The organism is Mycoplasma sp. 3398 (genome assembly GCF_053851555.1).
This window is the reverse complement of record NZ_JBSQAW010000006.1, coordinates 26,899-47,092: the sequence shown is the minus strand read 5'-3', so window position 1 is coordinate 47,092 and position 20,194 is coordinate 26,899. Positions and strand designations below refer to the sequence as shown.

Sequence of the window (20,194 nt, the reverse complement as noted above, 5' to 3'; positions counted from 1 at the left end):
TCCTAGTAGAACTATTTTTTTATATTTTTTTATCAGAAATTATGCAAAATGTATACTTAAACAAGCTCAAAATATTAGTGGCTCATTTTTCATGCTAATTAATGAATTTACAAATATTGTTAAAAAAAATAATAAAAAGTTTATAATTATAAAGCAATGTATAGTGTTGCCACCATAGCCAAATGGCCAAGGCATAGGTCTGCAACACCTTGATTACCGGTTCGAATCCGGTTGGTGGCTCCATTTAATGCGCCCGTAGCTCAATTGGATAGAGTGTTTGGTTACGGCCCAAGAGGTTGCGGGTTCGACTCCTGCCGGGCGCGCCATTTCAATAAAATGACCAAAAAAACGCGAATGCGTTTTTTTATTTATTTCATTAGATAAAATTAAATTGTGAATAAAATACAATTAATTCACAACTACTTAATTTTAGGAGTACTTAAAAATGAAAGATCAAATGAAAGATAAATTTAAAAATGTTATAGTTAAGACACCAGCTTCTTCAATGACAATGGGAATAACATCGGCTCCTGAATTAGGGAAGCCAATTTATAGTCTAGCTCTAATTCAACACGAAAAATATATTGATGCTTTAAAAAGCTGCGGCGTAAATGTTACCATTTGTCCAAAAAATGAAGATTTTCCTGACTCATGTTTTGTTGAAGACACAGCTGTAATTGTTACAGGAGAAATTGCAATATTATCTAATCCTGGTGCAGCATCACGTAATGGCGAAAAATATGAAATGCTGACATATCTAGAAAAATTCTTTGACAAAGACCACATTTTTAAAATCGAAGCCCCTGGAACGCTTGATGGTGGTGATGTTATGATGGTTAAAGATACTTATTACGTTGGTATGTCTGATAGAACAAACCGCGAAGGTATTCGACAATTTCATAATATTTTAGCTAGTGTAGGAAAAAAATGCATTCCAGTTCCTATGACAGAAATGCTACATCTAAAGACTGGTGTTAATTATCTAGAACATAATAATCTGTTAATTTCTGGGGAATTTATACACTACCCAACATTTAAAGAATTTAATCAAATTATTGTTGATAAAAGCGAAGCATATGCTGCTAATTGCATTTGAGTTAATGAGACAGTGATTGTACCAGAAGGATATCCACATACTCTAAAAGCAATTCAAGATTTAGGAATTTACAGGGTTATTACTTGTGATACATCTGAATATAAAAAATTAGATGGCGGACTAAGCTGCTTATCGTTAAGATTTTAAAACACTAAACTGGGTTCAAACCCAGTTTCTTAATGTTTTAAATATAAAATAAAGCAATGAAAATTATTGTTACATATATATCAAAACATAATTTATATGTTTAATAGGTACTTCTTTATATTAAATAAAGTGATCAAAATGTGTTGAAATAAAAAATAAAAGCATGCTTGTGGGTTGCATGCTAATATATTTTTTTATGAAATATAATTTAATTATAAAGCATATATTTTTTTATTAATAACTTTGATTAAAAACAATTTAAAAACTCAAAAAAGAGCTTTTTATAGTCATTTACACCAATATTTTCAGGTCTAGACATTGGATGAATATTCAATCTCTTTAATATTAATAAAACAGTGCTTTTATTATATTTTAATATCAAATTATTAATTAATGTTTTTCTCTTGAATTGAAAACATAATTTTAAAAAATCTAAAAAGGGCGATAATTCAAAATCTATATTATCAGCAAAATCAATTCTTACAACCATCGAATCAACCTTTGGGCTGGGATTAAAATCAGAAGGTTTTGCAACAATAACCTTTGAAACATTAGCAATACTTTGAAGCGCAACACTTAATTTAGAATAGGTTTTTGAATTAGGCTTTGCAATTAATCTATCCCCCACTTCTTTTTGCACCATTATAACAGCATGTTTAACATATTTATAATTATCAATTAATTTAAATATAATGGGAGATGTAATATTATAAGGAATATTACCGACAACGACTTTTTTAAATTTTGAGACCAAATCAGCATCTAAAAAATCTTTATTTAAAAACTTAATATTTTTTGGTACTTCCTTGTTAATTCATATATCATATAAATCTTTATCTAATTCATATGCTTCAAGACTTTTTACCTTATCAATCAACAAGTTTGTAATCGCCCCCAAACCAGGCCCAATTTCAATAACGTTTTCATTTTCCACGTCAGCTGATTCAACGATTTTTTGTTGAATTTTTTTATTAATTAAAAAATTTTGCCCAAAACTTTTTTTAGCCCTTATTTGCATTTTCTATACACCAAAAACCTTTCTAATGTTTAGTCTTACCTGCTTTACAAGTAACTCCTCATCTATACCCTTAAGATTGGCAATAAATTGGTATGTATATTTGACATATGGACTAATATTTGGTTTACCGCGCATCGGTGTTGGCGCTAAATATGGTGTATCTGTTTCACACAAAATTCTATCAATAGGAATATTAATAACAGCTTCTTGTAAAGCTCTTGCATTTTTAAATGTTACTACGCCAGAAATTGAATAATATATATTTTTATAAGGCAATGTTTTCTTAACAAAATCAAGATCCCCACTAAAGGAATGAAAAATAATATTTATATCATTAAATTCAGAATTCTTAATTATTTCAAAAGCATCGTCTAAGGCTTCACGAACATGAAGCATTGCAGAAATGCCGTGTTTTCTAGCTACATTTAATTGTGAAATAAAACTTTCCTTCTGAATTTCTTTACTTGGAGAATTATCATAATGATAATCAAGTCCAATTTCACCAATAGCAATAACATCATCATTGATAATAGACTCAATAAAATTGCCATCGCTACTTCCAACTGCTTCAGTAGGATGAATCCCAATAATTGGGTGTAAAAATTCTTTATCTTTTTTGCATAAATTAATAACTTCAACTGAATCGTTTTTCGAAGTGCCTACAATAAAAAGCTTTTCCATATCTTGCTTCTTTCAATCTAAAATAACACTATATGGTTCATCATAATATTCCTTAAAAGGATGGGTATGGACGTCTACGTATTTCATTTTATTTTATAACTCCTCCAATAATTGTTTAAAAATCAAAAATATTTTCTCTTTTCATACACTTTTTTTAGTAATATAAAAATTTTCATTTTTATGTAAGAAGTCTGACACTACCTTTATAACAGCAATTCTTATTCCTAATAAATTAGCGCAATGTATTAAAGCACAAGCCTCCATATCTAAGATCCCAATATTTTCAAAATTATCCTTAATTTTTTCAATATCATTTTTAGAAAAAAACTTATCAGCAGACAATAAATCAGTGTTTTTTAGACCTAAAATGCTATTAACTTCCTTAGATAAAATGGAATTTGTCATAAACTTGTATTGATTATTAGGTAATTGGCCTAGCTTGTAATTCGGTAATTTAGTCAGATCAACATCAAAATAATATGAATTTTCAATGATAAAAGCATCGCCAACATTAACATCTAAAATGCAACCCGCCGGCCCAATATTAACAATCTTTTCAACCTGATAATCTTTTTCTTTTAACTTAGCAATGCTTTGTGTTAAGCTAAATGAGGAATTAACCTTACCAACACCGCAATACAATAATGCAAATTCTTTTTTTGAATAATTTGATAAGCACAAATGTAAGCTTGTATTCTCATTTTCAAATAAATTATCTTCCAAAAAGAAAATATTATTTAGAATGTCTATCTCACCTTTTTCAGCAACAACAAATAGGCTAATTTTTTTCATTTTATTTCCTTATAATATAATAATTTATAATAAAAAATTCTTGGGAATTCCAAGAACTTATTATACATATGAATTAAGCTACTAAACCGTATTTTTTTAAAGTTCTAGCATTTTTTGCTGTTACTCTAACAGTTTTCTTTGTGCCATTTTCAGTTAAAACAGTTACTTTTTGCAAGTTAAGGTCAAATGTTCTTTTTGAGGTATTCAAAGCATGTGATCTCTTGTTTCCACTCAATGGTTTTTGACCTGTTAATTGATCTCTTCCTGGCATTATTATCTCCTTAATTTTGTAAAACAGTATCTTTAATATTTTATATTAAATTAATTTTTTTTTTAATTTTTGTTCATATTCACATTTGGAAAATAAATTAGATAAACTAAATTACCTGTTTTTATCATTTTTAGAGACGCTTATTTTACAATATTACTTTAACAACACTTTAAAGTTAATAATTATTTTTTAAGTAATATGAAAATTTTATTTTATTATAATTTTACACAGTTAATTACGGAGGTATATTATATGCTAGAAGCAAAAAATAAACTTAGCAAAAACAATACTATTAACTTAATTTTTGGCATTTTTGTGGGATTAACATCACTGGGTTTTTTGATCATTAATATTCTTTCATACAAAGAAAAGGACAATTTTGACAATGAAATACCAACTTTATATTTAGTTTTTAAACGTTTTTCATCATTATTCTATTTTACCTATTTATCAAACTTTTTATTAGCTGCAACCCTAATTTCAGTGGCACTAAAACCAAAAAATGAAAAAGCAAAACAAATGTTTTTTATCTCTGTTGTATTAATTACAGTTACTTTTTTAATTTATTGAACCTTAATTTCATATCGAAGAGAAACATGAGAAAATTGAGTTAATGCAATCAAATCCCTAACAACTCATGCAATTAATCCTACCCTTGGTTTTATTGGTTTATTTCTAATTAAAAAACAAATAAAAATAACTTTTAAAACAATTTTAACAGCAATGCTAATTTTGTTTGGATACTTCATGTTTGCATTTATTTTGTACTTTGCAACATTTAATAAAATTAAGGAAAATCATGGTGTTATTATTTATACATTTCTAGATTTTAAAAATCCTTTCTTTTATAAAGGAAATAATAAAGGAATAATTATTGTTTTAGATATATTAATTTTCGCTTTAGGATTTGTTATTCCAATTGCCCTATGTGCTTTTTGAAAGGCAGTATATAGAATTAAATACATAAGCCGCAAAAATAAAAATCTTCAACAATCAAAATGCATAAATATTTCTGAAAATAAGTAGAAATTATTTAATTAAATTTTTAAAAACCAACTTCCGTTGGTTTTTAATTTTGGATACTTATTAGGCCGTTATTCATTAATCGCTTCTCTTATTAAATAGATTTGATCATCAATTCAAACTGTGTCGCCTACTCTAATAGTAGCATTCCGGCCTTTAGGGATTCTATCGTTTATTTTTACTTTGTGAAATGACAAAAATATTTTAGCCATTCCGCCGGTGCGACAAAGGTTTATTTTTTTGAGAAATTGACCCAATTTAATTTCACTTCCGTAAATTTCAATTTTCATTAAAAACCTCTTTGCGGTGTAATTAAATGATAAAGTTTAGGATTTGATTGTGATGTTATAACAATTCGCATCTTATCAGCAGTGAATGATAACTTTATCTCATCATCAAAACTTTGAATAGCATCTTTTAAAAATTTTGAATTCAACGCTAATTTAAGCTCGCTATCATTATAGCTAAATTTTTGTGTTTTAATCTCGGCATTAGCTATCTCATCACGTGTGGAAGATATTGTTAAAATATTGTCATTAATATGTAATCTAATCTTATTATAATTTTCTGAAATAATAACCGATGCCTTGTTTAATAAACTATTTAGCTCCTTTTTAGTAATAATCAATTCATAAGCAAATGATTTCGGAATAATTCTAGATACGTCAATATAAACTTGGTCAACGACTTTTGATTCGATCACTGTTCCGTCTAACTCAAATAATATTTTTTGATCTGAAATATTCAAAATAACATCACCACTATAATCAAAATTCAAAACATCTTTTAAATTCTTAGCAAGTATTGATATATTAAAATTAACATCATCAGCAATTTCAGCAATTTCTTCGGCATAACGGTATTTGTCAGTTGCAACTAATTTAAACTGGTTATTTTGAGCAGATATATTGATACAACATAAAATAATATTTGTTTCAAGTGTCGAAGCTGAAACAGAAACATTTTTTACCATATTTTTAAGTTTTTGTCAACTAATTTTGACTTGGTCACCATAAACAGAAAAATCAATAACTGGATATTCAAAAAGATTATATAAATTGATTGAAAAACGTTCGTTTTCAGTGATTAATTCAAGAGTATTTTCCTTTGATTTCAAAATAATATCGTTATCTAACTTTTTGACTATGTTTCTAAATAATGAAAGATCAACAAGAATTTTGCCAGGAAGAATAATTTCAGCATCAAGCGATACATTTATGTCGTGTTTAATGCTGATTGATCCGTTTGATCCAATTAATGTAATTTTATTTCCTTCAGCACTAAGTAATATGCCTTTTAATTCTGGCATAAAAGGATTGGCATCTATTGCTTTTGCCACCCTTTCGATAGCAGCATCTAATAAAAGTTTATTAATCTTTAATTCCATGAAATCTTACTCCTTAAATTGTTATATTACTTTTTTTAATGTATTTTGAATTTTTTCAATAGCAGTTTTTATAGCAGAATTACTTTGTAAATTAGCATCAACTCAGTTCAAAGAAGCAATAACAGTAGAGTGTGCTTGATCCCCGACAATCTTTCCTATTTCCTTCAAAGTAAAATCAAAATTATGTTTCAATAAATAAATAACTATTTTTCGAGGCATTACAACTTCTTTAACTCTTGTTGGGCTAGATATTTTCTTTTTATCAATGCCATAGTATTTACTTACTGTTTCAATAATTTTTTCAGGGGTTATTGTTTCAGCAGCTTTTGTGACATTTTTAAATATATTTTGAATTGTCCTTAAATCATATGTAAAGAAACCATCACCATCAGCAAATAATTTTATGCGACTTATTGCTCCTTCAAGCGCTCTAATTGATGAAGAAAAGTTTCTTGCTATATATCTAAATGATTCCTCTTCTCATAAATCAGGGTTTACATCATTCTCTTTAAGTTTAAATTTCAAAATGCTAATAACATCCTCAACACTTAAATCATTAATTTCAGTTATTAGACCGCCCTCAAATCTTGTCAGGAATCTTTGCTCAAAGCCGCCAAGTTGGTTCGGTTGCTTATCAGCACAAAAAATAATTTGATTTTTTTGTGACTTCATTGTGTTAATAATATTAAATAAAACATTTAAGGTGCTTTCTTTATTACCGTATTGTTGGACATCATCAAACATTAAACAATCATAAGAAGTCAGTTCGTCAACAATTTTATTAATTTGCTCTTGATTTCTTGATTTAAGTTGTTCCACTAACTTTCGGGTTAGATTGTCCGGATTGATGTATAAACATGTTTTATTTTTCTTCTTAAATTCATTGCCAATAGCATGTAATAAATGTGTCTTGCCTAACCCGCTACTCGAATAAATGAACAAGGGATTAAAACTATCGTTATATTCATTACAAATTTGTTTAACCGCCTTAAAAGTTATCTTGTTAAAGTTGCCAATAAAATAATTGCTAAACGTTAAATCATTTTTAACATTAGTTATCTTTTCAGAATTAATGAACTTATGAGCTTCCTCATTATCAATGATCTTTTTTATTTCATTTATAGATGAAATCAAAACAACTACTAATTTTTTTTCTAGTGTATTAATTACTGCTCGTTGAATAGTTTGAAGATATGTTTGTTTAACATAATCAATAATATATGTTGGTGCTAAAATATAAGCATTATTTTCATCGGTACTAATTAGTTGAAGACGAGAAAAAAAAGTTTCATAAACCATTTCATCGCTAGAGTTATTTTTAAGTTCATTTTGAAGTATTTTATTCTCTACATTTAGATTCAATTGAGCTTCTTGGTATTTCATATAAATATAAATTATATTTTAAATTGATGCAAAACTATTTTTTTTAATTAAACATAATGTATTTACATACATTTTATTAACAGTTCTATTATTATTTTTCTTTCTTAAATTAAGTTGAAAAAAATAATAAAATAAATTATCAACAAATAAAGATACTTAAATGAGTAGTTTGTTAAAAACTTTTATTAGAAGTTAGCTAAAAGACATAAAATAACACTAAAGTAAATTATTAATTAATAATTAATAAAATGCAAGGGGGATTTTTGCTTTTTTGGTAAAATAATATAAGTATTTTTACATAATAAATATTTTTGAAAAGGAGAGAAAAATGAAAAGAACATACCAACCTAAAAAACGTAAACATATTAAGGTGCATGGTTTTATGGCTAGAATGCAAACAAAAAATGGCCGTAAAGTTCTTGCAGCAAGACGTGCAAAGGGAAGACATAAATTAACTGTATCAGATGAAAAATAATTTGATGCTTTTTGTTTTAACTTTAAATTAATAATTTTGCATTATGAATAAAAAAAATACTGTTAAAAAAAATTGAGAATTTCAAAAAATTCTTAATGGACATAATCAAGTCATTTCACGAAATTTAATTGTTTATTTTACTAAGTCGCAATTTTTCAGATGCGGAATTTCAATTCCAAAGCAGTTTGCTAATGCTGTTGAAAGAAATCACTACCGCAATCAGATCAGATCGATTCTAAGAAAAATGGACATAAGTCAAATTAATTACGACACCGTTATAATAGCAAGAAAAAATTTTCTCCATCTCAATTGAGAGGAAAAAAACAAAGCTATTCACAAAATCTATGAAAGGATAACCGATGGCAAAAAGAAGTAGTTCTAAGCACTATGATTCTTTTCGGATTAACCAATCTCCTATTGATAAGCAACCAAAGGCTGTCTGAAAAAAAGTTTGAAAATGAATTAGGGTTGTTCTAATATTCATCATTATTTCTATCGGCCTAGTAGGTTGCGTGCAATCAATTGCAACAAAATCGGGAACTAAAGTTGGTTCAGGACAAGAAATATATACAAAGAACGACTATGTTTCACCAAACATCGCAACACTAAGATGGAATAAAGATCGCAATGAATTCTATGTTCCAAACATCAATACAGAAACCGGTATAGTTGCAAATACTTATCTTGGCCTAGAAGATCACGAACAGATTAATCAGTTAAGAAAACAAGATGCTCAAACCGGTGGACAATATGGTATATATGGTGGTACATCATTTGCATTGCAATTACAAAAGCCAAAAAATGACAATGCCGCTTTATCAAACAAGCCAGATGATTGACAAAATATCTCTAACATCGAAATAAAAAACGAAGATGGGCATAGAGGTGTTATCTATGGTAATGGTTTAAACAACATTTATCTTAATTTTGGTAATAGTAAAGGTGAAGGAAAAACAAAAGCATATACCCCTGTAAGTAAATTAACCGATATTTACCTACCTAACTCAATTGTTTTTGAAACATATGAGAAAAAAGTTAAGGTTCCCGGTTCAAATGAAACAAGAACAGAATTTGTCACTGACTATTCACACGTTAAAGATTTAAACCTCTCAAGAGTTGAATTAACTGGTGTAAATGGTTCAAATGTTTATAACGTTTTTCTAGCGGATATATACACAACATTATTAGCAGAAACATTTAAGATTTGAGTAGACCAAGATAATAATAGATCTGATTTCGCCAAGGCAATCTCTAAAAAATCAGGAAAAAGTATTTCTCAATTAAGAGCGTTAGATAAATATAGTTTAATTAGCGAATGGAACGATTTCATTCTTAGTTATAAAAATTCAATAGGTCCCGCAAAGGGAATTAGCGAAGAAGAAGGTAAAGAATTAAATAAAATCTTTCTTTCGGTTTCATCTGTTATGAAAAACTATGCTTCATTAACCTCTCTAAATGAATCATTATTTAAGGTAAATGATAAAAAAATCGGTAGGGAAATCAGCGTATTTAACTTTTCCTCAATCAATGATGCAGGAAATTATGCTCCTGATGCCTGAAAATTTAAATTAATGGCCTCAGATGCATTTGTACCCAACAAGCCAATAACTACCTATAAAGAGCACTGAGAACAAGGTCCTTTTTACGGCTTCTTTGTATATCCAGTTGCTCAGTTTATGAACTCCATAATTAGACCGTTAGGAACTACTGGATGAAGCGTGGTACTGGCGTTGGTTATCACAGTTATTTTTGTTAGAATTATCACTTTCTTCCTTACAACTAAAACAATATTTAGCGCAAGTAAGATGGAAGAATTAAACCAAAAGAAAGCAAAGATTGAAGCTAAATATGATGCTTACAAGGGCGATAAACAAATGAACCAACGTAAGCAAATGGAAATTAGTGAATTATACAAAAAAGAAAAAATTTCACCGCTCTCACAACTTGTCTCATCATTTATAACCCTCCCAATATTAATTGTTGTATTTAGAATAATTTCAACTTCGCCAGAAATTAAACAATCCACATTATATACAATACAGCTTTCAGCTACTTCAATTTATAGAATATTTAAAATTGGTGAGCTCCAATATTTACCAATTGTTGTTCTGTCAATTGCAGTTCAATTAATAGCTCAATTTATGCCTAAAATTCTTAAACTAAAGAAGAAGAAATCACTTCAAGCTGATGCCTATCAACGGGCTGCAATAAAAAAATCAAATAAAAAGGCATTTCTAATTCCAATTATATTTGCTTTTATAGGGATATTTTTTAGTGCTGGTTTGCAAATATACTGAATAATAGGTGGTATATTTACAATTCTTCAACACGTTGCTGTTCATTACATTCAAAAAACAAGATGATATAAAAATAAATTGCAACCTTTCCTATTCAAATAATTTAAATATAAAAATAACGAGCTTTTTTAAGAAAGCTCGTTATTTTTATAGTCTATTTTTTTAATTTGTTTCCATGCTTTTCTTTTTTTATTTTTTGATGCAAATCATACATTTTAATAGCAGAAACTATCATACAATATAACGACAAAAAGGGAATAATAAATATTGCAGACAATAAGAAATAAATATGTAGTCTTGCATTATTGTTTTTTTTAGCATATTTCAATCCTAAAATAGATGAACTAATAACGAAAACTATACTAAAAATAAATAAAATTGTTATTACAATATAAACCGGATTAGATGTTCATTTTCCATAATTATTTTCATTGCCATTCAGGTATATAGCCAATAAAATGCTAATAAATGCACACAAAAAAACAATAAAACAAATGCTAGCTCATGACTGCATCTTATACAATTTGCCAACATAATTATTCTCAGATTTATCAATTTGTTCCATAACATAACTCCTAAAGTTATTCTACCTAATCACAATATAATATATAATTTTAATATTAATTTTTATTTTGCTAACCAAAAAATGTAATTCATTTTATAAATAAAGAAGGTATAATGAAACTAAAAGACTATATCTCGATATATTTTCTTAAGACCAAAAAAATTTCACAGAAATACCGCAAAAACGAAACAGTAACACTACAGTTTTTTCAACGTCACAATAATGTAAAATTATGTGGGATAAATGAGGTCATTAAATTGTTGTGTAAAAACACTGATACGTCTAAATACACAATAAGATATCTTGAAGAAGGGTCAATAATACATAATAGAGAAGTCGTACTCGAACTAGAAGGACATTACTATGATTTTGGCATCTGAGAAGGCATTATAGATGGCATTCTTGCCCGGCAAACTTCAATTGCCACAAATGCACACAATGTTATTAAGGCAGCTAATGGAAAAAATGTTGTAAGCATGGCTGATAGATCAGATCATTATATAAACCAGCTAAATGATGCGTATGCTCTTAAAGTTGGTGGAATATATAACCATTCTACTCTTGCATCATCCAATTACGACCTAAAGCATACGTTTGGCAGTATGCCGCATGCCTTAATTCAAATGTTTGAAGGAGATATTGTTAAGGCAATTAAGGCTTACCATAAAACATTTCCAAACGATGACCTTTATGCTCTTGTTGATTTTCATAATGATGTTATTTCAGACTCACTTGCCTGCTTAAAAGAATTTGGCAAAAAACTCAAGGCAGTAAGAATTGACACCTCGAAAGCATTAATTGACAAAATGTTTATTGAGGGAGAAGCAGAATATGGTGTTACTCAAAATCAAGTAAAGAGATTAAGAGAAGCTCTAGATAATAACAATGGAAAACATGTTAAAATAACTGTTTCATCAGGATTTAATGCTAAAAGAATTAAAGAATTTGAGGATGAAAATACACCGGTAGATACATACGGCGTTGGAGCATCATTATTGAAAGTATGAATAAATTTTAGTGCCGACGCAACTAAATTAAATGATAAATATATCGCAAAAGAGGGAAGAGGATATCTAAAAAATAACAAACTTAAAACTTATAGAGGGGAAATTATTTAATGGAAGAAAATCACAAGAAAAAAATAAAAGATAATATCTTTAATTTTATTGGCTACTTAGTTATTTTTCTTTTTTTAGCAATAGGAATTATTTTGTTTTTAGTTGCGTCTCATGTTTTTGGTTCTATAGGCAGAGGAGGAACTATAGCATCATATATCTTTGGCTCAATTTCGCTTATTTTATTTATCCTAATAATAATAAAAATATTTCTAATTATTGCTTCAGAAAACAAATACGCAAAAAACGCAATTGATGTCAATAAAATATTTGAGGGCGTAGAGCTAGATGAAGAAGAAAAAAACACCCACAACTTATTTTTAGAAGAATATCATAAAGAAATATCAAGTCTAAACATCTACTTTGGTGCCTTTGTTTTAATTGAACAAAAACATTATAAAAAAGACATTGATATAAATCATCCAAAAGTAAGAATGCTTATTGAACAAATGATTATTGATGGTATAAAAAAATATGGTTTTTTTGACCTATATCTTGTAATTGAGTTTTCAAAGACAATTAATAAAAAATTTATTTGAAAAGGCGACCATAAAAAGTATAAAATCTACTTTGAATATATAAGAAAAATATATCACATTGCCGATGATTACATTTATAACAAATATTTTATTAAATAAAATTAAAAATTTATAAACAACATTGCCTGACCATTATAATTGGTCAGTTTTTTTATAATTGAGCTATGTTAAAACAAAAAAAGACCCGAATCATATATAACGATTTGAGCCTTGGCTTTTTTTGTAAAATAAAGTAAATTATTGCTTAATTATTTTTATCATAATTTTCAGAAATGGTTATTTCATGTTCCAAATCGGCTACTATTTGGGGGATTAATGATGCGTCGCTAATTTGAGCACCCGACGCGCGATGATGGCCACCACCACCCCACTTGACAGCTACGTTTCTTACGCAGGCACCATTCGATCTAAATTCACATCTAATTTGATTTTCCTTTTCTTGCGTAAAAAATACTCACGCCTTGTTATCATCAATTGAGGAAAGCAAAAAAGGTCGATTTGCTTTTAATGGGTCATAAATCCCAAGTTTCTTCTGATCCTTTAAGGTAAAGTAAAATGATACAACGCCATTTTTTATATTCATATTTTGTTGAACAAAAGCGTTTATTTTAATATCCTCCAATGTTTTTTTGGCCATATTTTCATGTAGTAAATCTTTATTAGCGTTATGAGATCATAATCAAGCAACTAAAAACATTGTTTTATCATCAGTTAGGTTAGTTGTAAGTCTAACTGAATCTGTATAAATTCCTAAATATAAATATGTTGCTGCTTGTGCATTAACTTTTCAATTTAATCCATATGCAATTTCAGCCACCTGTTGTGCCGCTGCAGGAGAGTACTTATCAACCCAAACCAACGAAGCATTTAAGTCGTCATCATTAGGATGATGATCGATTCTAATAACATCATCAAACAGATTATTATCTAAATATTCACGGCACTCTAATCTTTCTTTAAAATTAGCATCAACAATAATAGCTAACGAATTTTCAAGTTTCTTAAATTCCAATTTATCCATTGAAAAATCAAGGTATGAATAAATTCCTTTGGAATCACCGATAGTATAAACATTTTTATTAGGAAAATTTTCTTGAATTAAATGCTTCATACCAAATTGTGAACCTAAACAGTCACCGTCAGGTCTTATATGATGAAAGATTACAATATTTTGGTATTTTTTAATTTTATCTTCAATTTTTTTAAATATTTCTAATCTTTCAGAACTAATTTTGATCATTTTTTAAAACCTCAGCCTTTAAGTCCTCAATTAGAGATTTCATTTCGCGTCTAGAATGACATGTTGCTCCAGCAGCAACTTCATGGCCACCACCAGGTTGGTATTTTTCACAAATGTGATTAATTCATATACCGTTCGATCTAACTCTAGCTCTAATATTGCCGTCGGGAAGATCGATAAATAATACTCAAATTTTGCAATCTCCGATGTTTGCTAAAATGCCAACATCATTAGCTTCATTATCATTTAAATTAAATTTTTCCTGAATCTTCTTAGTTACATGAAAATATAAAACCTTTCCATCACTCTTATAATTTAATAAAACATATGCAGAAAATCTAACTTTTCTTTCATCTCTTTTAGCAAGATCAAAATTAACATCCCATACTCTAAAATTATTGCCTTCATGTAAATAAGACATAACATCAAATGTTCTTTTTTGAACATATTCATATTGAAATCTTCCAGAATCTGTATTAATACCTAAATAAGTATATTTTGCTGCCTTATCAGTAACTTTTCAGTTGGACATCATCGCAATATAAGCAACTTGCTCAGCTGCTGCTGCAAATGTTGGATCTTCCCACGTATAGTCATATTCAATATCTGGATTAACAGGATGATGGTCAATTCTTAATAAATGAGTAAAGTTTTTATCAAGAATGTATTGCGCAAATTGAATCCTATTTGATGAGTTAGCATCAACAACAATGCCTAATGAGTTTTTGAAATTTTCTTTTGGTACATCCTCAAATTTATCAAAATCTCATTCAAAGAATGGAAATGCACCAATATTATCACCAAAAACAAACACTTTTTTTTCTGGGTAATTAGTTTTTATCAATTCTCTCAAACCAAACTGTGAACCCAAACAATCACCATCGGGTCTTATATGATGAAATATAAAAATATTATCATGAGATTCGATTGCTTGTTTAGCAATTTCTCAAGTATTCTTTGCCATTTTTTCTCCTAGTAATTAAAAATTAATTATTTAAAAATTTAATTGATTATTTTATTTATTATTAAATTATAAAACATAATAAAAATAATCAACCATTTTATGATAACTAAACAATTATCAAGGTTTAGCCTAATTCAACTAGGTTGCCATGTTGATAAAAAAATAAATAAATTTAAAGCGTAAAAAAATCTAAATTCTAATATTGCTATTTAAATCTAATATCTTTTTAGTCAACATTTATTCATACTATTTTATAAAATTAATTCTTTTTATATGCCCTAATAACTGAATGATTAGAATTCAAAAATTCATAGTCATATTTTTCATCTTCTAATAGATTTGAAATAGTAAATTGAAGGGTTTTGGTGCCATTGCCAACAATAATATCTACATATTCCATAAATTCATTTTGATCTAAAGTAAATAAGGCGTTCAAAACATTAATAGATGCTTCATCACTAGTTAAACCGTGTAAATCAATCTCTAATGAATATAGATTCATATTTTAATACTCCTTTTGACAATTTGGACAAAGGTAAGTTCCACGCCCATTGACCTTAATTTTTATAGTTTTATTTTGGCATTTTAGACATGACTTTATTCTATCACTGTGAATCATTAAATAATCTTGATAAGAACCTATCTCGTTATTAAAACTTTCATAGGTATGAATAGTTGTTCCCCCTAGTTTGTAGCTCTTATCCATAATAACCTGGCCTTTTTCTAATATCTCTTTAAGTTTAGCTAATGGGATATTTTTTGATTTACTCAACGGGTGTATAGCGCACGCAAACAAAGCCTCATCAATATAAATGTTCCCAAAACCTGCAACATATGATTGATCTAGCAACTTAGTTTTAATAGAGCTTTCACTACCCTTCAATTTATCAAAAAGTTCCTCAATGTTAGTATCTTTAGGTTCGAGTGCCACTTTTGATAAAGGTAATTTTTTTTCATAAGTTTCACTATCGCGCAAGTAAAATGTACCAAACATTCGGCTATCAAGATAATGGAGCTCGCTATTATCTTCAAATACAAATTTAGCAACTAAATGTTTATGGTTCTCATGTGGTTTTTGATAATAACGATATTTTCCTTCCATTCTTAAATGAGATAACAAAATTAAGTTGGTTTCGAATTGAAAAATAATATGCTTACCCTTATTTTTGACTTGAGTTATCTCATGCCCTCGTAAATTATTCTTATATGTTGAAGGCGAACACTCCTTAAAAAGATGCGGTTTAATAATTTCTAGGTCCTTAATTTTTTTATACAAAATGACCTCATTTAGGTTTTTAACAACCACTTTTACTTCTGGTAATTCAGGCATATTACTATTATATACTTTTAGATAACATAATGTAATATAATAAAAGTATGACAAACAAATATAAAAAATTATTTATATCAACAACTGATACCGTTTTAGGAATCGGCGGCGCTGTTAACGATGAAACTAAAGATTTAATTTATGAAATAAAAGGCAGAGATAGAAATAAAAAACTAATTATTTTAGTATCCTCTATCCACCAGGCACGAATGTTTAAACAATGAAATCCGCAAGCTGAGCAATATGCTAAAAAATATTGACCAGGTGCAACAACGTTAATCGTTAATGACCAAGGTTTTAGAATGCCAAACCATCCCTTGCTACTTGAATATCTTGAAAAAAATGGGCCAGTATATATGTCGAGTTGCAATATATCAAATGGGCCAGTATGCAAAAATATCGAAAATGCAAAAATTCTTTTTCCTGAAATAACAAATGTTTATAACTTTGGAGAAATGAGTCAAAAGCCTAGCCAAATTATTAGAGTTGAAGACGGTTTAATTTTAAGGGAGTAAATTTTATGGACAAAATTGTAAAGATAACTAGTGATCACGCTGGACATGAAGCAAAGATTAAGCTCGCTAACGAGCTAAAAAAAGAAGGATACAAAGTAGAACTTTTTGGTTCAACAAGTTCATTATTGCCAGTCTCGTATACCGATGTTGGAATAGAATTTGCAAAGGAAACAAAAAGAGATCTTAATAAGGAGAATACAAAACTTATTGCTTTTTGCGGCTCAGGAATTGGAATATCTATGGCTTTAAATCGGTTTAAAGATATAAGATGTGCTAGAGTTACAAATGAGGAAGAAGCGAGATTATCAAAAGCCCATAATAATTCAAATATCTTGTGTATGGGAGGAAGATTATTAAAAGATAACGAAATTCTAAACATGTTTCATGCATGAGAAAATGCAGAATTTGAAGGCGGAAGACATCTTATTAGAATTAGTAAACTAGGCGAACTTGGCCAAGATGAATAATTTAAATGTATAAAATGCACAAATCAGGACTAAAATTAGCCCTGATTTTTAATCTTATTTTATCGACCAGGCAACATAAACTGACAAAAAATATTAATTTTTTTTAAAAAATAAAACGCATACTAAAAAAAGTATTACAATAATTTAATTTATCAAAATTTAAATGGGGTTTAAGAATGAAAAAAATAGAACTTAAAGAAAAAATAAATTATATTTCTAAATATGTTGATGATTTCAATGAATTGCATAGTACAGATATAAAAATTATTATCAAAGGGTCTGCTGTTTTAAAGTTAAATGAACTTATTAAACGCAATCCCAATGACATTGATATTTGTTTTTTTAACAATGAAAATTTAGAAACAAAAAGAGCATTTATTAGATATATTACAAAAATTGGAGACTTCAAGCTACTAAGAGAAGATGATAACCTTATAACAATTGAAAATTTCGAATTTGGAAAGGTTGAATTTATTCTTTTTGAATATCTTCATGTTGATTGATTAAACAAAATTGATAACAACCTTTACTTTGTAAATTCTGATTTTATGATTATTGGAAAAATCTTAATGCTTACATATGTTATGTCATCGTATTATCCACACAATGATAAGATGGAAAAAATCATTGCAACAATAAGCGATTTAAATCACCTTGATAATCTAACCTCATTTCTAGATAACTTCAAATTAAACAATTATAAAACCCTAATCATGAACCTTATCAATAATTCAACTCTTATTTTTATCTACTATAAATATAAGGAATTTTTATGATGGAAAAATGAATATGAAGACTTCGAAATTCAAGATCCCGACTTGTTGCAAACTTTTAATAAGATAAAGCATATATTCAAACAAATAAATAATGATAAAGAAATTAGCGACTATATAAACTTCAATAGCAAAATAATAGAAAACTTTTATTTAAATTTTTTTACTGAATACCAAGAATTTGATGCAACAAAGGATTTTAGCAAATTAAAAAGCACAAATATAATTTTTAAGACAGATTACTCTTGCCAAGATAGCAATAGAAGTTCTTGCTCAATAAATAACTTTAATTTTGTCGAACAAAATCAAAATAGTAAAATTAATTCTTTTATACTAAGCTGGTTTATTAACAATTACCAAATTAAAAATAATAAAAAGGTAAATAATGAATATATTTTTAATTTAAAAATCTCTAATGATAGCAAGTGAGAAAATCAAGGGATTTTAGTAAATTCAGATAACCAAAATAACATTAAAACTAAAAAGATTTTGTCTATACTTAGCAAATATAGCATTCCCTATAAAATTTCCTTAAGTAAAGAATGAGCCGCAACCTGCAAGCAAGAAAATGAAATCGTTGATTTTATCATTAGCATTCCAGGGGATTTAGAAACTGATATAAATGTTAAAATTAACATCATAAACATTGTTCATATGATTCAAATAATTTATGTTTTATACAAGGAACTAAACAATGATTAATAAAACAAAATATGCCAGTTCTTTAATTATTTCAATGATTGGATCTGAGGCTTTTAAACTTGGGACAGCAATTTATATCTATAAGTTCACAAGTAGTTTTTGGCTTGTTTCCCTTTTATATTTACTAATTCAAATACCGGTCTTTATTTCGTATCTACTAAATAAAAAAATTGCTTCAAAATTAAAACTAAAAAATATACTTATAGCAACTGATTTTATTAGCGTAGGTGTACTAATGGTCATATTAATTAGTTCTTTTTTCTTCATAAAAAATAATTCACTCCAGGCTTTTTCAATATTTTTATTAATAACTAACATTATATTAAATATCATACACTCATTTAGATTCATAGCCCTTAAGTCAGTTTTATATTATTTATCAAATAACAATAAAGATATAAAAACTTACAACGTTTTAACGACTATCGCTACTGCGCTAGCTTTTCTATTGGCATCAGTGTTTTCATTTGTATTATTTACTAAATTGCCTTTCTGGTCATTAATTGTTATGAATATGATAACTTATTTAGCATCGGGGATTTTATACTTCATATTAAAGTTAAATAAGGAGCCATTGCAAACAACACCAACTATTAAAAATAATGTAGACAATTTACAACTTGAACACAACAAAAATTACAACATATGAAAATGAGTTTACACTATTGCATGTAGTCTAATTGTTGGAATATTTCTTTTTCCACGAACAGCGGGGATGTCTCAATTTTTTAAAGCTATTTCATTTAATGCAGAAGAATGATCATTTATATTAAATATTATATTCGGATCTTTTGGCCTGATTGGAAGCCTAATTTCTTTAGTGATAAGAAATAAAGATATCAAACTAAGATGAATTTTATTAGCTATGAATATTGTAATTCTAATAGTTATTCCTATTTTATTTATATCAATTAGTAATTACATTAAAAACATAATTTATTTAGTAATAATAGGTATGCAACAACTATTTTTCTCACTATTTATTGCCATTTTTTACACAAATACATATTTGCTTTTTAAAGAAGACAAATTTAAAAAAAATACAATATGAACATTAATTTTTAAAGTTATTTCATCGTCTTTAATTATTTTATTATTAACTCTAATAACATATCAAATCAACTATTTTGTTACGTTTACCGTGTTCACAGCATTAATACTAGTTACAAGCATTGTAATTGCAGTTTCGGAAATATTTTTATCTAAACATAAAAAGAAAGAAATGTTAATTAAAAAGCAACAAGCAAACAAATAAAATTGGCACCCATAATTTTAAACAAGTTTGTCCTAACTTTAATAAAGGGGGTGCTAATTTTCAAAACAAATATGGTCTTTATTTTGGCCAAATAACTCATCAAATTGCAACAAAAATGAGCCACCTAACATATATAAATGTTATAGGTGGTTTTATTAT

23 protein-coding genes and 2 tRNA genes are annotated in these 20,194 nt (G+C 27.8%); 13 read left to right on the top strand and 12 right to left on the bottom strand.

Annotation, left to right across the window (positions count from 1 at the left end; translation table 4 throughout):
* Positions 1-168 precede the first annotated feature (168 nt).
* The 3 genes from ACWXVK_RS02455 to ACWXVK_RS02445 all read left to right on the top strand — a co-directional run bounded on the left by ACWXVK_RS02455 (position 169) and on the right by ACWXVK_RS02445 (position 1,243).
* Positions 169-243, top strand: a tRNA-Cys gene (locus tag ACWXVK_RS02455).
* 6 nt (positions 244-249) lie between these two features.
* Positions 250-326 (top strand) — tRNA-Arg (locus ACWXVK_RS02450).
* Positions 327-445: 119 nt separating this feature from the next.
* On the top strand, positions 446-1,243 hold the full coding sequence (locus ACWXVK_RS02445; RefSeq protein WP_438340594.1) for an arginine deiminase family protein: 798 nt from the start codon (positions 446-448) through the stop codon (positions 1,241-1,243).
* Positions 1,244-1,490: 247 nt separating this feature from the next.
* On the opposite strand, the gene rsmA is transcribed toward ACWXVK_RS02445, so the two are convergent.
* From rsmA to rpmB, 4 genes are all read right to left on the bottom strand, one after another.
* Positions 1,491-2,261 (bottom strand): 16S rRNA (adenine(1518)-N(6)/adenine(1519)-N(6))-dimethyltransferase RsmA, encoded by a 771-nt coding sequence (rsmA, locus tag ACWXVK_RS02440; RefSeq protein WP_438340593.1) that lies wholly within the window; start codon positions 2,259-2,261, stop codon positions 1,491-1,493.
* 3 nt (positions 2,262-2,264) lie between these two features.
* Positions 2,265-3,029, bottom strand: a complete 765-nt coding sequence (locus ACWXVK_RS02435; protein ID WP_456017136.1) for a TatD family hydrolase — start codon at positions 3,027-3,029, stop codon at positions 2,265-2,267.
* Positions 3,030-3,035: 6 nt separating this feature from the next.
* A complete protein-coding gene (locus ACWXVK_RS02430; protein WP_456013400.1) occupies positions 3,036-3,734 on the bottom strand; it encodes a 5'-methylthioadenosine/S-adenosylhomocysteine nucleosidase family protein in 699 nt (232 codons plus the stop codon).
* Positions 3,735-3,807: 73 nt separating this feature from the next.
* A complete protein-coding gene (gene rpmB / locus ACWXVK_RS02425) occupies positions 3,808-4,005 on the bottom strand; it encodes a 50S ribosomal protein L28 (RefSeq protein ID WP_438340590.1) in 198 nt (65 codons plus the stop codon).
* A 252-nt stretch (positions 4,006-4,257) separates the two neighbouring features.
* On the opposite strand from rpmB, the gene ACWXVK_RS02420 reads away from it, so the two are divergent.
* Positions 4,258-5,031 (top strand): MAGa3780 family membrane protein, encoded by a 774-nt coding sequence (locus ACWXVK_RS02420; protein WP_456017134.1) that lies wholly within the window; start codon positions 4,258-4,260, stop codon positions 5,029-5,031.
* A gap of 68 nt (positions 5,032-5,099) precedes the next feature.
* Here ACWXVK_RS02420 and ACWXVK_RS02415 read toward each other — a convergent pair whose 3' ends face one another.
* From ACWXVK_RS02415 to dnaA, 3 genes are read right to left on the bottom strand one after another with little or no spacing between them, the layout of a single operon-like run.
* On the bottom strand, positions 5,100-5,318 hold the full coding sequence (locus ACWXVK_RS02415) for an RNA-binding S4 domain-containing protein (RefSeq protein ID WP_438340588.1): 219 nt from the start codon (positions 5,316-5,318) through the stop codon (positions 5,100-5,102).
* Positions 5,318-6,415 (bottom strand): DNA polymerase III subunit beta, encoded by a 1,098-nt coding sequence (gene dnaN, locus ACWXVK_RS02410; protein WP_438340587.1) that lies wholly within the window; start codon positions 6,413-6,415, stop codon positions 5,318-5,320. The genes ACWXVK_RS02415 and dnaN overlap by 1 nt, the downstream gene beginning before the upstream one ends.
* A gap of 21 nt (positions 6,416-6,436) precedes the next feature.
* Positions 6,437-7,798, bottom strand: a complete 1,362-nt coding sequence (gene dnaA / locus ACWXVK_RS02405) for a chromosomal replication initiator protein DnaA (protein ID WP_456017133.1) — start codon at positions 7,796-7,798, stop codon at positions 6,437-6,439.
* 328 nt (positions 7,799-8,126) lie between these two features.
* Between dnaA and rpmH the strand changes: the two genes are divergently transcribed.
* Genes rpmH through yidC form a run of 3 tightly spaced genes read left to right on the top strand, consistent with a single transcriptional unit; the run spans position 8,127 to position 10,672 of the window.
* Entirely contained in the window at positions 8,127-8,273 is a 147-nt protein-coding gene (gene rpmH, locus ACWXVK_RS02400; RefSeq protein ID WP_002881399.1) for a 50S ribosomal protein L34, read from the top strand.
* 43 nt (positions 8,274-8,316) lie between these two features.
* Positions 8,317-8,649: a ribonuclease P protein component gene (gene rnpA, locus ACWXVK_RS02395; protein ID WP_438340585.1), complete on the top strand. Its 333-nt coding sequence runs from the start codon at positions 8,317-8,319 to the stop codon at positions 8,647-8,649.
* Entirely contained in the window at positions 8,633-10,672 is a 2,040-nt protein-coding gene (yidC, locus tag ACWXVK_RS02390; protein WP_456012777.1) for a membrane protein insertase YidC, read from the top strand. Before rnpA ends, yidC begins: the two co-directional genes overlap by 17 nt.
* Before the next feature lie 52 nt (positions 10,673-10,724).
* On the opposite strand, the gene ACWXVK_RS02385 is transcribed toward yidC, so the two are convergent.
* Complete coding sequence (locus ACWXVK_RS02385; protein ID WP_438340583.1) at positions 10,725-11,135, bottom strand: hypothetical protein; 411 nt, start codon at positions 11,133-11,135, stop codon at positions 10,725-10,727.
* A 113-nt stretch (positions 11,136-11,248) separates the two neighbouring features.
* Here ACWXVK_RS02385 and ACWXVK_RS02380 point away from each other — a divergent pair, with 113 nt between their 5' ends.
* The gene (locus tag ACWXVK_RS02380) at positions 11,249-12,253 is read left to right on the top strand and encodes a nicotinate phosphoribosyltransferase (protein ID WP_438340582.1); all 1,005 of its coding nucleotides are present in this window, start codon (positions 11,249-11,251) and stop codon (positions 12,251-12,253) included.
* Positions 12,253-12,888, top strand: a complete 636-nt coding sequence (locus ACWXVK_RS02375) for a hypothetical protein (RefSeq protein WP_438340581.1) — start codon at positions 12,253-12,255, stop codon at positions 12,886-12,888. Before ACWXVK_RS02380 ends, ACWXVK_RS02375 begins: the two co-directional genes overlap by 1 nt.
* Before the next feature lie 145 nt (positions 12,889-13,033).
* Here the strand turns inward: ACWXVK_RS02375 and ACWXVK_RS02370 are convergent, their stop codons facing one another.
* The 4 genes from ACWXVK_RS02370 to mutM form a co-directional block, all read right to left on the bottom strand.
* Positions 13,034-14,029 carry a DHH family phosphoesterase gene (locus tag ACWXVK_RS02370; protein WP_438340580.1) on the bottom strand — a complete coding sequence of 332 codons (996 nt, stop codon included), beginning with the start codon at positions 14,027-14,029 and terminating at the stop codon, positions 13,034-13,036.
* Positions 14,016-14,993 (bottom strand): DHH family phosphoesterase, encoded by a 978-nt coding sequence (locus ACWXVK_RS02365; RefSeq protein ID WP_438340579.1) that lies wholly within the window; start codon positions 14,991-14,993, stop codon positions 14,016-14,018. Before ACWXVK_RS02365 ends, ACWXVK_RS02370 begins: the two co-directional genes overlap by 14 nt.
* A 259-nt stretch (positions 14,994-15,252) precedes the next feature.
* Complete coding sequence (locus ACWXVK_RS02360) at positions 15,253-15,495, bottom strand: Smr/MutS family protein (protein WP_456017132.1); 243 nt, start codon at positions 15,493-15,495, stop codon at positions 15,253-15,255.
* Between the two features lie 3 nt (positions 15,496-15,498).
* Entirely contained in the window at positions 15,499-16,323 is an 825-nt protein-coding gene (gene mutM / locus ACWXVK_RS02355) for a DNA-formamidopyrimidine glycosylase (protein WP_456017131.1), read from the bottom strand.
* A gap of 47 nt (positions 16,324-16,370) precedes the next feature.
* Between mutM and ACWXVK_RS02350 the strand changes: the two genes are divergently transcribed.
* From ACWXVK_RS02350 to ACWXVK_RS02335, 4 genes are all read left to right on the top strand, one after another.
* On the top strand, positions 16,371-16,838 hold the full coding sequence (locus tag ACWXVK_RS02350) for a Sua5/YciO/YrdC/YwlC family protein (protein ID WP_438340576.1): 468 nt from the start codon (positions 16,371-16,373) through the stop codon (positions 16,836-16,838).
* Between the two features lie 5 nt (positions 16,839-16,843).
* A complete protein-coding gene (locus ACWXVK_RS02345) occupies positions 16,844-17,305 on the top strand; it encodes an RpiB/LacA/LacB family sugar-phosphate isomerase (RefSeq protein WP_456013391.1) in 462 nt (153 codons plus the stop codon).
* Between the two features lie 176 nt (positions 17,306-17,481).
* Complete coding sequence (locus tag ACWXVK_RS02340; RefSeq protein WP_456017129.1) at positions 17,482-18,780, top strand: hypothetical protein; 1,299 nt, start codon at positions 17,482-17,484, stop codon at positions 18,778-18,780.
* Complete coding sequence (locus ACWXVK_RS02335) at positions 18,773-20,035, top strand: hypothetical protein (protein WP_455966424.1); 1,263 nt, start codon at positions 18,773-18,775, stop codon at positions 20,033-20,035. The genes ACWXVK_RS02340 and ACWXVK_RS02335 overlap by 8 nt, the downstream gene beginning before the upstream one ends.
* The last annotated feature ends 159 nt before the right edge of the window (positions 20,036-20,194 follow it).